This is a genomic window from Mucilaginibacter antarcticus (assembly GCF_042686155.1).
GTDB classification, from domain to species: Bacteria; Bacteroidota; Bacteroidia; order Sphingobacteriales; family Sphingobacteriaceae; genus Mucilaginibacter; species Mucilaginibacter antarcticus.
The window spans coordinates 17,841-31,412 of the sequence record NZ_JBHUON010000032.1 but is presented as its reverse complement, the minus strand read 5'-3'; the positions used below and the strand labels follow the sequence as shown (position 1 = coordinate 31,412).

General features: G+C 42.0%; 9 protein-coding genes. 4 read left to right on the top strand and 5 right to left on the bottom strand.

The genetic code is table 11. From position 1 onward, the window contains the following. Nucleotides 1–137 precede the first annotated feature (137 nt). The 4 genes from ACFSYC_RS18530 to ACFSYC_RS18515 all read right to left on the bottom strand — a co-directional run bounded on the left by ACFSYC_RS18530 (nucleotide 138) and on the right by ACFSYC_RS18515 (nucleotide 7,161). Nucleotides 138–1,652: a RagB/SusD family nutrient uptake outer membrane protein gene (locus ACFSYC_RS18530; protein ID WP_377130344.1), complete on the bottom strand. Its 1,515-nt coding sequence runs from the start codon at nucleotides 1,650–1,652 to the stop codon at nucleotides 138–140. Nucleotides 1,653–1,705: 53 nt separating this feature from the next. Further along, nucleotides 1,706–4,786 (bottom strand): SusC/RagA family TonB-linked outer membrane protein, encoded by a 3,081-nt coding sequence (locus tag ACFSYC_RS18525; RefSeq protein WP_377130343.1) that lies wholly within the window; start codon nucleotides 4,784–4,786, stop codon nucleotides 1,706–1,708. A 712-nt stretch (nucleotides 4,787–5,498) separates the two neighbouring features. Continuing rightward, nucleotides 5,499–6,545 carry a hypothetical protein gene (locus ACFSYC_RS18520; protein ID WP_377130342.1) on the bottom strand — a complete coding sequence of 349 codons (1,047 nt, stop codon included), beginning with the start codon at nucleotides 6,543–6,545 and terminating at the stop codon, nucleotides 5,499–5,501. Next, a complete protein-coding gene (locus tag ACFSYC_RS18515; RefSeq protein ID WP_377130341.1) occupies nucleotides 6,532–7,161 on the bottom strand; it encodes a CatA-like O-acetyltransferase in 630 nt (209 codons plus the stop codon). The genes ACFSYC_RS18520 and ACFSYC_RS18515 overlap by 14 nt, the downstream gene beginning before the upstream one ends. A gap of 42 nt (nucleotides 7,162–7,203) precedes the next feature. Between ACFSYC_RS18515 and ACFSYC_RS18510 the strand changes: the two genes are divergently transcribed. The 4 genes from ACFSYC_RS18510 (at nucleotide 7,204) to ACFSYC_RS18495 (ending at nucleotide 12,337) form a co-directional block, all read left to right on the top strand. Beyond that, nucleotides 7,204–7,626 carry a DUF1801 domain-containing protein gene (locus ACFSYC_RS18510; RefSeq protein WP_377130340.1) on the top strand — a complete coding sequence of 141 codons (423 nt, stop codon included), beginning with the start codon at nucleotides 7,204–7,206 and terminating at the stop codon, nucleotides 7,624–7,626. A 70-nt stretch (nucleotides 7,627–7,696) separates the two neighbouring features. After that, the gene (locus ACFSYC_RS18505; RefSeq protein ID WP_377130339.1) at nucleotides 7,697–10,201 is read left to right on the top strand and encodes a PIG-L family deacetylase; all 2,505 of its coding nucleotides are present in this window, start codon (nucleotides 7,697–7,699) and stop codon (nucleotides 10,199–10,201) included. 123 nt (nucleotides 10,202–10,324) lie between these two features. Further along, complete coding sequence (locus tag ACFSYC_RS18500; protein ID WP_377130338.1) at nucleotides 10,325–10,519, top strand: hypothetical protein; 195 nt, start codon at nucleotides 10,325–10,327, stop codon at nucleotides 10,517–10,519. A gap of 108 nt (nucleotides 10,520–10,627) precedes the next feature. Next, entirely contained in the window at nucleotides 10,628–12,337 is a 1,710-nt protein-coding gene (locus ACFSYC_RS18495) for a sodium:solute symporter (protein WP_377130337.1), read from the top strand. Nucleotides 12,338–12,340: 3 nt separating this feature from the next. Here the strand turns inward: ACFSYC_RS18495 and ACFSYC_RS18490 are convergent, their stop codons facing one another. Then, nucleotides 12,341–13,192 carry a DUF2911 domain-containing protein gene (locus tag ACFSYC_RS18490; protein WP_377130336.1) on the bottom strand — a complete coding sequence of 284 codons (852 nt, stop codon included), beginning with the start codon at nucleotides 13,190–13,192 and terminating at the stop codon, nucleotides 12,341–12,343. Between the last annotated feature and the right edge of the window lie 380 nt (nucleotides 13,193–13,572).

The window sequence follows — 13,572 nt, the reverse complement described above, 5'->3', positions numbered from 1 at the left end:
TTAGTATCTTTCTTTTGACACTTTAAGATACAAAAAAGGCGTAGAAAAATTTCTTCTTCTACGCCTTTTTTCACTATTGGACTTTTTCAGTGCCCTCATTTATTCGGGAGGCTTTTCTGTTTAACAATTATCAGCTATTAAAAACCTGTATTGTTTGGTAACAACTTAGGATTAACATCTATATCTTGTTTTGGTACCGGGAACAATAGATTTTTTTCGGCAAATGTTGCGTTAAACACGGTTGTGTGCCCAACAAAGTTGTCAAAGTTACCTGTAATATCGTTACGTACTTTACGTGTACGAATCATATCAAACCACATTTTGTTTTCAAAACATAGCTCCCAATAACGTTGCGACCAAACTTCCTGCTCAAAAGCATCGACTGATAGCGCGCCCAAAATGCCAAGATTAGCACGACCGCGTATTTGGTCAACATATCCTTTAGCTGTCGAGTTAGGTCCGCCTTCGGCACGATTTGAGGCTTCGGCATACATCAACATCACATCAGCCAAGCGATAAATGGTATAGTTCAAGTCGGAGCGCGAGGTGTTTTTCACAGCGTTAGCATCATAAAATTTGTAAACGTACGGATGGGTAAAAGTTACCGTAGTATTATCGTTTATGTTATTGTCGCTGGTGTAGAAAAATTGTCTCTCTTGTCTGCGTTTGTCTCCGGCCGGGAATGATGCCAAAAACTGTGCTGTAGGCCATACTGAACCGTACTCATCCGCGTACTTTGACGTTTTCGAGAAGTTAGGGATCATAAGCGATGTAAGCGGATTAGTTGATGGTATTGCCGCGGCAAATTGTACCTGGAAAATAAACTCACCTGAGTTTTTATTGGCAGGTATGATCATGTCGGTGTAGTTAGGAAACAACGTATATCCACCCTTGGTAACTACTTCTAATGATCGTTTTGCCGACTCGGTATAAGCCGCTGCGCCACCATTAATAGCGGCGCCTGCATAGGTCAGGTAAACATCTGCAAGGATAGATTTTACTGCACCCATACTTACTTTGCCTGTAGCATCTTTCCAAGGTAGCGTGGATTTTTCCGCTTCAAGCAAATCAGGAATAATGATTTCGTCATAGATCTGTTTTGCCGGGCTGCGCGCAACTTGTAACGACGGAATATCGGTTGCTACCTTGGTGATCTTAGGTACAGCGCCATACATACGTACCAGGTAAAAATAGTACAATGCGCGTAACGTACGCACCTCTGCCAACATGTCCTTTTTTTGCGCTTCTGTAAAACCGGCTGCAGTAATGCCCGGTATTTTTTCTAACGCAAGGTTGGTAGCGCCTACACCCAGGTATAATTGTTGCCACCAGGTGTCAAAGTAGAACGATGTGCTATTATAGCTCAGGTTTTGGAAGTTAACAAAGCCCGTTTGGCCCAAATCGGTATTAGCTTTACCGGTTAAAAACTCCATCACGTTATAGGTGTTGCCCCCGTAAGACGATGGCTGACCGGTAAGTAAACCTTGCAGGTTTTGATAACCACCATATGCCAACGCACGTGCCACCTTAACACTGTTAAGATCCGAGTCCGGGCCTAAAAAACCTTTTGGTTTTTCGTCCAGAAACTTTTTACACGAAGTGGCTGTAAGGAGTAGGCAACCTATTATTAATATATTTTTTAATGTTTTCATGTTGATACAATTAATGTTTAAAACTTCATTATTGGGTTGTATACCTAATTAAATTAAAATCCAACCTGTACACCAAGGTTCCATATACGTGGACGAGGTACCGAATAGAAGTCTAAGCCTTGTGATAAATTGCTGTTGCTACCAAAGCCGCTGTTGTAAGTGTCAACCTCAGGATCATAGCCGGTATATTTGGTTATGATGAAAAGGTTTTGCACACCTGCGTAAACACGCAGACGGTTCATGTTTAGTTTTTTAACAAGTTCGTTATCAAAGCTATAGCCTAAAATAAAGTTTTGGCCACGGATGAATGAGCCATCTTCAACCCACCAGGTATCAAATTTCGAATCTTGTGCGTAGCGATAGTTACGTACTTGCGATATCATAGTGTTTTGATTGCTTGGCGTCCAGCCGTTTAACACAGTGGCTAAACTGTTAGCAATAGTTTGTCTGTCTTCGGCAGCGTGTTTAAAGTTAGCTGCAGTGTTTACACCCTGTACAAAGCGAATATCAAAAGAGAAGTCCCAGTTTTTATAGTTCATTGTACTATTAAAGTTACCGGTCCATTTTGGATATGCGTTGCCAATAACACTTAGGTTTGGTGTGCCATCAGCGTTGTAAAGGTATTTACGATCGCCTGGTTTAAACCCTCTCGAAGCGGCAAGGGCGGTTTCAGAAGGGCTGTCGCCATAAGTACCCAAACGTGTTTGACCATAGAATGATCCGATAGGATAACCAACACGAAGTACATAGTTTTGGCCTAAGAAGTTAGGGCCAGGAAAAATATCGGCATTGCCATTATTTAACTTTAAAACTTTGTTTTTATTAGCGGTTACTAAAAAAGAGGTGCTCCAGGTAAAATTATCAGATTTTACATTGACGGTGTTTAAAGTTAACTCGATACCAGAGTTACGCACTGAGCCTACGTTTTGATACACGTTGGCTGTAACAAGCCCCGCTGATAACGGCGTTGGTGTTTGAAGCAGTAAATCGTTTGTGGTACGGTTATAATAGTCAAAATCTAAATTGATCCTGCCTCCAAACAAACCTAACTCCAAACCGGCGTCGTATTGGGTTGTTTTCTCCCAGTTAAGATCAGGGTTACCTAAGTAGCCCGGACGTAGACTGATAACGGCCGCACCGTTTTGTGGTGTCTGTCCTGTTGAAAACTGTGGCAAAGAACGATAACTGGCAAACTCCTGGTTACCTGTTATACCTGCACTAACCCTCAATTTTAAGTTTGATATGGTGGTGTTATCTTTAAGAAATTCTTCTTGAGATAAGCGCCAGCCGAAACCTGCAGAAGGAAAAAATGCAAATTTTTGGTTAGGGCCAAATTTAGACGAACCATCAATACGACCGGTTGCGGTAAACAGGTATTTTTCTTGTAAGGTATAAGAAAAACGACCGAACACAGAATCGATCTGATTTTCATCTCTTGTCGACTCAGAAGCGCTTCTTAATGAGCCTGCAGCAAGGTTGTTAAACGATGAAAAATCTGAAATGAAATTTTGGGTTTCGGCACGTACGTTTTCGTAATTACGTTTGTTTATTGAGAAACCCAATAAGGCAGTAAACCTATTTTGATCATTGATCTTTTTATTCCAGGTCAGGTAGTTTTCAGATTGCCAATAGATTTCGGTATTCGAGTTAATGTTGGCAATACCGCCCTGGTCGGCGGATAAATGCTGCAACGTTTGGCCTGCATAAAAGTTGTTTTTGCGGCCAGTTAAATAACCACTGAAATCTGTTTTAAACTCTAACTCATTAGAAATTTTAAAGTTAAAGTAGATGTTGCCCAGCGCCTGTAATGTATTATTTAAGGTATAACGATCGTTCGCTATGTGAATAGGATTTGGAATACCTTCCTGGCCCGCAACATCAAAGCTACCTGCGTAAGTGCCGTTAGGATAACGGATAGGAATAATTGGAACTGACTCGATAACCGAACGAGGTACGTTTAAACCGCCGTTACCATCAGTTACCATACGTTGACGACTGTTTACTACGTTAATGTTACCACCTACACGTAACCAGCTTTTTACCTCATTGTCCATCGTCATTTTAACAGAAAAACGCTTGAAAGCTGAAGTTGGCGCCAGGCCTTTTTGATCAAGATAACCTAACGACATGCTGTATTGAGATTTTTCAGTACCACCTTGTATGTTTAGTTGGTGATTTTGAGAGAATGCCGGTTTCCAAGTCTCTTTTTCCCAATTTGTGTCATACAATGGATTGTTGTTTACATCAAACAGCAATGGATAGTTAGCGTAATTTAGGGCTTTAGGTGGCAGTTGTATGGCACCGGTAGGGTCAAATTTAGCTCCGTTAGCAAAAGACTGGTTGTAAACGTCGATAAACTGGCGAGAATTCAGGGTAGGCATACTGCGATAATTTTCGCTGATGTTGCCGTTAAACTCATAACCTATTGAGGTTGTACCATCTGTGCGGCCACGTTTAGTGGTAACTATAATTACACCGTTGGCACCACGAACACCAAAAATAGCGGTGGAAGTAGCATCTTTTTGTATTTCGATTGAGGCGATGTCATTAGGATTAATGGTGTTTATATCAACACCTATCACGCCGTCTACTACATACAAAGGATCAACGTTAGTGGCAATAGAGCCAATACCCCTGATACGCACTTTAGCGGGTGCGCCGGGGGCGTTACTGTTAACGCTTACGTCAACACCGGCAGCCTTACCTTGTAAGGCCTGGGTTACGTTCGGTACGGGGCGGTCATTCAACCTGTCAGACTTTACGCTGCTGATAGCACCAGTAAGGTCTGATTTTCTGGCTGTACCGTAACCGATTACCACTACTTCGTCAATAGCTTTGGCTGATTCTGCCAGCTTTATATCTATAGCAGTTTTGCCGGCAGCCGGCATTTCTTGCGATGCGTAGCCTAAATAAGTAAAAACAAGAACTGCGGTTGCCGGATTAGCCACGTCAAGGCTGTAGCTACCGTTTACATCAGTTTGAGTGCCGCCGGGTACACCCTTAACAGCTACGGTTACGCCCGGTAAGCCTGAGCCGTCTTTGGCATCGGTTACTTTACCGGTAATTTTGCTCTGCGCCATCACCTGCAGCGACAGCAATATGAGCAATAAGGAGTAGATAATTTGTTTCTTCATAAAAATGTGTTTAGATGTTTATTGTTGTTTAGAAAGTTTGATGAACTATCAGTTGTGCAGCGTTGCCTAAGGGGGACTATGGGCTCTTACCGTGCGATGTTGCAAAAATAAAGGCAATAAAAAGCCACGTACCTTAAGGGTATTATTTTTTTTCATAGCTGTTGTTTTTAACTTTTTCTAGTTAGGTTATAAGTATTTTTTGGTTAGCATTAAGTATCCAGGGGGATAGTTAGCAATCGGTTTTATATGTTATAATTGAATTGGTCGTAATTGTTATAATTAACCGGGGAAGTTATTAGTTAAAAAAGGAAATTCTGAAATAGGTAAAAACAGAATTCGGTATGCTTTAATCAATAGTTTACGATAAGCCAAAGTTAAACTATAATATTTAACTTTTGAAACATAATTATCGCGTAGGTGCAATTTTTATTTGCTTAACAAATTAAATAGTTGCACAAGGTGCTTTGGCTCAACTGCATCCAATAACTTTTTAGATTTTGAAAATTTTTGCAGGCTTGTAAAATATTAGTTCAAACAGCAACTTCTGACTGAAACAGCCCCTTTTTGAAGGTAATTTATCGTTCAACCAGGCCTTAATCTTGCAAAAATGAACGCAGCATAGCCTCGCCTTTGTGATAGTGCAGCGGGCTAGATACTTTAGTTACCAAACTACTATGTCCATATTACTGTTTAAGTATTTCTTGGGCCGATGTTAGGCTAATTCCGTAATAAAATTTTTGGCCGGGGTAATATTCTTCACGCAATTCAAAATTTTCAAACGCCGGCCCACCGGGGATAGCGACATATTGTTTTGGGTCTTACTGGCCACTGCCCAATACTTCGCCCTGCCGTTTACCCTTACTGCTAAAGACGCGTCGTATCCACCAGCGTCCTTACGCCAATATTGCGTAAGCTTTACCGGTACACGGTATCGCCAACCTTTTTTGGTATTGTAGGCGCTATCTGTTGGCCATGCAGAAAGTTGCTCGGTAGTTTCATTAGCAGTAGCGATTACTATGGGGCTGCGGTCTTTTAGCTTTAAAAACCTATCAGCCGCGTAGCTTTCCTTTTCGATAAAATCAATATCATTATAGCCGCTGTATAACTTGCGCGAGTCTATAATTTCATCAGCCAAGTGCAGCTCTCTTAAACGCGAGTAATTACCCATAGTAGCTGTTAAAGCGCAACGCTCCATTTTTGCACTGTTGACTTTGTTGTTTATTTCGAAGCAGATTTCGTCGGGCCGGTCGCTGCGGATGCTGATTTTAAAATAGGGGTGAGCGCCGCTGAAATATTGTTCTGTAAATACAAATACTGTTAGCTGCTCTATCTCTGGTTTTGCAGGTTCCGGATGTGATATTACACCACGGACGGTAGTTGCCGGATTATAAGCGTCGGCGGTTTCTGTATCGCCTGCCCATAATACTTTGCCCCATTTGCCATCAACGCGAGACGGTGAGATCTCGCTAAACTCAATTTTGCCGTTTACTATAGGCTCAATAGCTATAAAGTTTACCAGGTATGTTTTGCCCTTGTACTCATAGCCCATTCGCAACAAACCCCGCGGTCCGCCAATACCCACGTCGCCGGTCTCTACACCAGTGGGCCAAAGGCTGAATAGAATGCCATTGTGTATGCCCCAGGTTTTTTGGGGTGTTTTGATATCCGGCTGTATCCAGCTTACTTTGTTTTGCGCCAACGCCGGTAGCCACAACAGCGGCACTAAACAGGCGGTGGTAATGTGTTTAGCTATTTTCATTAAGTAAAGCTTGTAATTTTTCAAAAAACAGACCAAGATGATAACCATCAACCAGTGCATGGTGTACGTGTACAGAAAATGCCATCAGCTTTTTATTACCATCGTAAACCAATTTACCTACCGAAACTTTTGGGCAACTGGTGCCCGATTTGAAATTAGTTGCCTGCGATACCGACGTAAAATCCATCCACGGCAATACCGAAAAATGAATTTCATGAGCTGACTGTGCCGTTGTAAATAAACCCCTGGTTTGTTTTACCCGTTCAATTTCGTCTTTCGCTGCCAGATTGAACTCGTGAAAATCCTCATGATATATAATGTCAGAAAATCCGAAGGTGTAGTCATCACGTAATACGGTGGTTGAGGCATCTATGCGGTCATAAATAAAAACCTCGTCACCCTCAATACGGTATTTAAAATTGGGTATGTCATTAACTGTCGCCAGAGTTTTGTGCAGGTAGTAGTTATAAAACGACAAGTCTTTTAATTTGCAATAGTTATAAGCAACAGTGCAATCAAGCTTTACTGTAACACCATAATAAGGTTCATCAAAGCCCTTAAAAAAGTTAAAATGTTCTTTACGGTTCCAGTTGTCTATGTCTAATTTTTGTTTCATCCTATATATCGAAATGCAAATGGCAAAGTTATCAGAAATTTAGTGTCAATATATGAGAGTGGGCGATTAGGTCAAACTTTAAACTGTTACTTTTGGTTAGCAAATGTCGTACTACTGAAAACGCTTGAATCATATTACCTGTCAAAGCCGGAGCCGTATCAAAGCTGCCTGCTGGCGTTACGCGATATTGTTTTGAGCGCAAACTCTGCAATAATACACGAACGTAAGTATCAGATCCCATTTTTTACCTACAAGGGTAAAAAGCTGGGATATTTATGGCTTAACGGCAAAAAACTCATGGTAGCCTTTTGTGAAGATAAAAGTTTGCAGGCTGTAGCGCCCGGCATTAAAGCCAAAGACAAGTACCAGTCTGTCAGGATAGATCCTAATGCTGATATACCTGTTGATTGGTTGCTGCAAACGCTTTCCAATTACATTGCGCTCATTGATACCACGGGTAACTAATTTTACTTTATAAAAACACTATAGGCTCATCAGCATAAGCCGACACTAATTTCTTTTAATATATTTGGCTATGAAGCGTTCCCTACTTGCCGGCCTTACTTTTTTTTACAGTCTTTCGGTATTTTCTCAAACTGCACCACCCGCAGATTTGACTACTATACAACAAAGTTTTAAAAAGCTAAACGTTTTAGGCAGTGTGCTTTATATGGCCGCGCATCCTGACGATGAAAATACTAAACTGCTTGCATACCTGGCTTTAGAGAAACACTACCGCACAGGCTACCTGTCATTAACCCGTGGCGATGGGGGCCAAAACCTGATCGGCAGCGAGCAAAGCGAGATTTTAGGTTTAATACGTACACAAGAGCTGTTAGCCGCCCGTCGAATCGACGGCGCTGAGCAATTTTTTAGTCGCGCTAACGATTTTGGTTTTTCAAAAGGGCCGGAAGAAACGCTGAAGATTTGGGATCATGAAAAAGTATTGGGCGATGCGGTATGGGTGATCCGCAAGTTTAGGCCGGATGTTATTATATGCCGTTTCCCTACAACCGGGGAGGGGGGCCACGGGCATCATACCTCATCGGCCATTATTGCCGAAGAGGCTTTTAAAGCAGCAGCTGATCCAAAACGTTTTCCCGAGCAATTAAAATATGTAAAAGCCTGGCAGGTAAAACGCCTGATGTGGAACACCTTTAATTTTGGCAGCGCTAATACCACGGCACCTAATCAGTTCAAGATTGATGTAGGTGTTTACAACCCGGCCTTAGGTAAAGGTTATGGCGAAATAGCTGCCGACAGCCGTTCGAATCATAAATCGCAAGGTTTTGGTACTGCCAAACAGCGCGGGGCCTCATTTGAGTATTTTAAAACTATTTTGGGCGATGCTCCGGTTAATGATTTGATGGAGGGCGTTAATACCACCTGGGGTAGAGTAAAAGGTGGCGACGCCATCGCTACAGAATTAGCCGTAATAAAGAAAGATTTTGATGTGGATCATCCGGAGAAATCAGTGCCGGCGCTATTAGGGTTGCAGCGCATGAACGTAGCATCCGGCGATGCTAATTGGTATGACTACAAAGTTGGCGAGATCAATGAATTGATAGCGGCGTGCGCGGGATTGTGGGTTGAAGCCTATACAACAGAATCAACTTACGCAAAAGGTGATACCATAAAGATCTCGGCCCAGGTAATTAGCAGAAGTAAGGGTGTAATATTGAGGAGCATTACTACAGATGCTGCGTATGGGGAGAAAAAAGGTGAAAATTCCGAAAACAGAAAAAAATCGTGGTCGTCTTTTAGTTCAGAACGTAACTACGTATTAGAGGCTAACCAAATCCAAACTATTAGTCTAAAAGATCTTGCCGGAAATATTTCACAGCCTTATTGGCTAGTTACACCGCATGCGTTAGGCATCTATAACATAGTCGACCAGAAGTTGATTGGAAATCCCGAAAATCCCGACGCTTCCTGGGCCCTGTTTGGGTTCGAATTAGGCGGACAAGCGTTTTATATCCAGCGTAAAATAATGTACAAATACACGGATCAAGCCAAAGGCGAGATTTACGCGCCGATTGTAATTGCACCAACGGTTACTGCCAATATCACCAGCCGCGATTACATTTTCAGTACACAACAAGCGCAAGCCGTGCAGGTAAAGCTACAGAGTTTTAAAAATACCGGCGGTACTATTAAATTAAAGGCGCCGACCGGGTGGAAGATATCGCCCGAAAAAATAGATTTTAATACCAAGCCCAAAGGTACAGAGTGGGTTGAAGTTTTTACGGTTACACCTACAGACAGCAAACCCCATAACGATGTGATAACCGCCGTAATTACGGTTGACGGTAAAGAATGGTCGCAGGGGGTACAAAAGATCACATATGATCATATCCCGGCTATTACTTTATTTCCACCCGCTGAAGCTAAGATCATTAATGTAGATCTGAAAACTGCCGGTAAGAAAATAGGCTATATAGCCGGCGCCGGCGATGTGGTACCCGAAGCTTTAATGCAGATTGGCTATGAGATCCATTACTTGACAGAGAACGAGATCATGAATGGCGATTTATCTACTTATGACGCTATAGTAACCGGCGTTCGCGCTTATAACACCAACCAACGCCTGGTGGTTGAGCAGCCTAAGCTGATGGAGTATGTAAACAAGGGTGGCAATATGGTGGTGCAATATAATGTACCACAGCCCTTGGTATTGAATAATATCGGTCCTTATCCATTTAAATTAGTTAACCAACGTGTTACCGACGAGAACGCTCAAGTGACTTTTTTAGACCCGCAGCATCCTGTACTTAATTACCCTAACAAAATAACCCAGGCCGATTTTGATAACTGGATACAGGAACGGGGATTATACTTTGTAAACAGTATTGATCCGCGTTATAAAACTATCCTGAGCATGAATGACCCCGGCGAAGCAGCCAACCCCGGATCGTTAATAGTTGCCGACTACGGTAAGGGGCGCTTTGTTTATACGTCGTTGGTGTTTTTCAGGGAGCTGCCCGCTGGTATACCAGGAGCTTACAGGCTGTTTGTTAATTTGCTGAGTAAGCCTAAGTAGATGTGAAGATGTGCAAATATGCCGATGTGCAGATAGTAGTTAGTTTGCAGCCATAATTTTTAAAAACCTATTGCTATCCATCATATAATAATTTACTTTTGCGCATACTATATTTAAAATATCATGAGTCAGCATCACCCAAAAGCAGAGAAAGAAAATCTTGATTACATCTATTACCTGGTTGGCACTTTAAGCGGTCTATTTGTTGGCGTTATTGTTAACACAGGCTTTACTTGGGTACTTGTAGGTGGTTTATTAGGTTTTTTAACCGCATTAGCGTTTGTAAAAGTATTGGCTAGAGGCAGTGAAGAAGCCTGATCAGGAACTTCCTTCTTTCATAAAAAATTGGAACCAGTTTTACGGCATAGTAGCCGGATGGCTGGTTTTTTTAATTATAGCTTTTTGGCTCATTACCTTGTACCTTAAATGAGCTTAATTGACTGGATAGTTCTTGGTGCTACCATATTGCTAATTGTAGTCTATGGGCTATGGAAAAGCGGTAGTAATAAAAACATCGACCAGTTTTTGGTGGGCGGCCGCTCGCTGTCATGGTACCATATCGGCTTTTCGGTAATGGCAACCCAGGCCAGCGCTATAACTTTCCTATCAGCACCCGGCCAGGCCTTTAGTGATGGGATGCGCTTTGTGCAATTTTACTTTGGCTTACCGCTAGCCATGATCGTATTATGCATCACTTTCGTCCCTATATTTCACAAGCTTAAGGTTTACACCGCTTATGAGTTTTTAGAACAGCGGTTTGATCTTAAAACCCGGGCTTTAACATCTGTGCTTTTCCTTATCCAGCGGGGCCTGTCAACCGGCATTGCTATCTATGCTCCTGCTATTATTCTTTCAACTATCCTTAATATCAACACTGTTTATACCACCTTGTTTATTGGCGGGCTGGTTACTTTTTACACCGTTTTAGGTGGTACAAAAGCGGTATCATATACTCAGCTTTTACAAATGAGCATTATTTTTTTGGGGATGTTTGCCGCCGGCGTTTTAGTGGTGGTTTTGCTGCCAAAAGATGTTGGTTTTGTAGATGCGCTCAAACTGTCAGGCAAGTTGGGTAAAATGAATATCGTCGACTGGAAGTTTGACCCTGATAGCCGCTATAATATATGGAGCGGTTTGATAGGTGGCTTTTTCTTGCAACTGTCCTATTTTGGTACAGACCAAAGCCAGGTAGGTCGGTACCTTACCGGCAGCTCTGTAGCACAAAGCCGCATGGGCCTGATCATGAACGGTTTGATAAAAATACCCATGCAGTTTTGCATTTTGCTGATAGGAATTTTAGTGTTTACTTTTTACCAGTTTAACCGGCCTCCGTTGTTTTTTAACCAATATGAGGTTAAGCAGATAAAGCAAAGTGCTTACGCGGCAGATTATAACAAGCTTGAGCATAATTACAACATAGCGTTTGAGCAACGCAAAACAACCGCTAATGCCTTACTAAAGGCTGTTGATGGCAAAGATAAAGACCAGATATTGATTGCACAGTTTAACCTGAAAATGGCCGAACATCAGACCGACGATATCCGCGACATGGGTATTGAACTGATGAAGAAAAATAATAAAAACGCCGATACGGACGATACCAACTACGTGTTTTTAAATTTTGTAACACAATACCTGCCGCAAGGTATGATAGGCTTGCTGATAGCAATAGTTTTCCTGGCATCTATGGGGTCAACAGCCAGCGCTTTAAACTCGTTGGCATCAACCAGTGTGGTTGATATTTATCGCCGTGTGGTTAACCCCGGCGCCAGTGATAAAAACTACTTAATGGCATCAAGACTGCTTACTATATTTTGGGGGATGGTATGCATTGGCATGGCACTTTACGCAAGCAAAATGGGTAACTTGCTCGAAGCTGTAAACCAGCTGGGGTCTTATATTTACGGAACAATACTTGGCGTATTTATAGTTGCTTTTTATATTAAACGAATAGGAGGGACGGCGGTATTTATTGCTGCTGTTATCACCGAAGCTATTATTTGCCTGCTTGGTTATTACAATGCAGTAGCGTACCTGTGGCTTAACCCCATAGCCTGTGCTTTGGTGATAGCCATTGGTTTAACCATAAATCCTTTTATAAAAGCAAAGCCCGGCATAACCGGGCCTGCTGTGTAATGCTTATTTAGCCTTGTTAGCTACATCTTGATTTAAGCGGATGTACTCGTCGTTTTTCTGATCGGTAGCCATCTTGACACCTTCGTTAGCTGTTGCCCGTGCTTCAGATTTTCTGCCTAATTTTAACAATAAGCGGGCTTTCCATAATATATAGTATGGTGCTTTCGGGTCGGATTTCTGAGCTTCTTCTGCCCAAACCAAAGCCTTTTCCAGATCAGCTTTAGCTGTCTTGTTGTCATGATAATATTGTATCGCGCCGAAATAATTCTTTTTAGGGCCGCTCATTATTCGATCAATATTAGCGGTGATCTTTGCATCATCATCGATGGTCAATTTAACAGGCACCAATACATTATCCCAGGCCAACCATAGCTCGGCGGTTTTTGGGGTAACATTGATGAATTGCATACCAAATGTTTCCATTTTAATTGGCGATTTAACCGCTTTTACTTTAACACGCAAAACATCGTCTGCCTCTTTATAAGTATAAGCGCCCCATTGTTTAGCGTTTTTGTTTATTATAATGGTCCACTCGGTTTGTCCCGGGATAGTAAACAAACCGTATTCGCCGGCGGCAACGGTTTTGCCTTCAAGCGTAACATCTTCGGTAAATTTAATGGTAGTTGCGTAATTGGCACCTGTGCGCCATACCGCTCCATAAGGCTCAAGGCCACCAAATATTTTTCGGCCCTTAACATTGGGCCTGGCATATGTTAAGGTAATTGTACCTAAGCCAAGGCCTTGCGTAATAGTTTGTGATGAACTTGCTTCGGGGATACGTGGCCCGCTTTGGGCAAAGATGTTTGTTGTAGCTGCGCTGAACAACAAAGCAAACGCTAAAAGTTTTCTTTTCATTTCGATGGGCGGTTATGGATATTATTAATTACACGCAAAAGTATAGTTAAACCCCACAAAAGCACCTGTGGTAACAAAAAGAATATCTAGTTAAGTGGAAATGAATTTTGAAAAATGTGGTAAAAAATAAATGCCCCTTCGAACTTGCTTCTTAGGGGCATTCAACCTAAACCTTATCACAATTAAGCCGGCAAGTTTGCCAGCTTATATAGACTAACGCAATTACTATACCAATATTGCCAAATGCATTGCCGTTAGTTGAAAAACCCAGTCTTAGTATAGCATAATTAAAAGCGTCGGCAAATTGTTCATATTTGCATACACCTGAGTGTACAAAATACATTACGTTTTTTGTCAGGTTTTGCAATCATAGCGAAAAA

What these genes read in the sequence shown, in the direction of transcription:
- ACFSYC_RS18530 (WP_377130344.1), bottom strand. Translation starts at nt 1,652, where the DNA reads ATGAAAACATTAAAAAATATATTAATAATAGGTTGCCTACTCCTTACA.
- ACFSYC_RS18525 (WP_377130343.1), bottom strand. Translation starts at nt 4,786, where the DNA reads ATGAAGAAACAAATTATCTACTCCTTATTGCTCATATTGCTGTCGCTG.
- ACFSYC_RS18520 (WP_377130342.1), bottom strand. Translation starts at nt 6,545, where the DNA reads ATGAAAATAGCTAAACACATTACCACCGCCTGTTTAGTGCCGCTGTTG.
- ACFSYC_RS18515 (WP_377130341.1), bottom strand. Translation starts at nt 7,161, where the DNA reads ATGAAACAAAAATTAGACATAGACAACTGGAACCGTAAAGAACATTTT.
- ACFSYC_RS18505 (WP_377130339.1), top strand. Translation starts at nt 7,697, where the DNA reads ATGAAGCGTTCCCTACTTGCCGGCCTTACTTTTTTTTACAGTCTTTCG.
- ACFSYC_RS18500 (WP_377130338.1), top strand. Translation starts at nt 10,325, where the DNA reads ATGAGTCAGCATCACCCAAAAGCAGAGAAAGAAAATCTTGATTACATC.
- ACFSYC_RS18495 (WP_377130337.1), top strand. Translation starts at nt 10,628, where the DNA reads ATGAGCTTAATTGACTGGATAGTTCTTGGTGCTACCATATTGCTAATT.
- ACFSYC_RS18490 (WP_377130336.1), bottom strand. Translation starts at nt 13,192, where the DNA reads ATGAAAAGAAAACTTTTAGCGTTTGCTTTGTTGTTCAGCGCAGCTACA.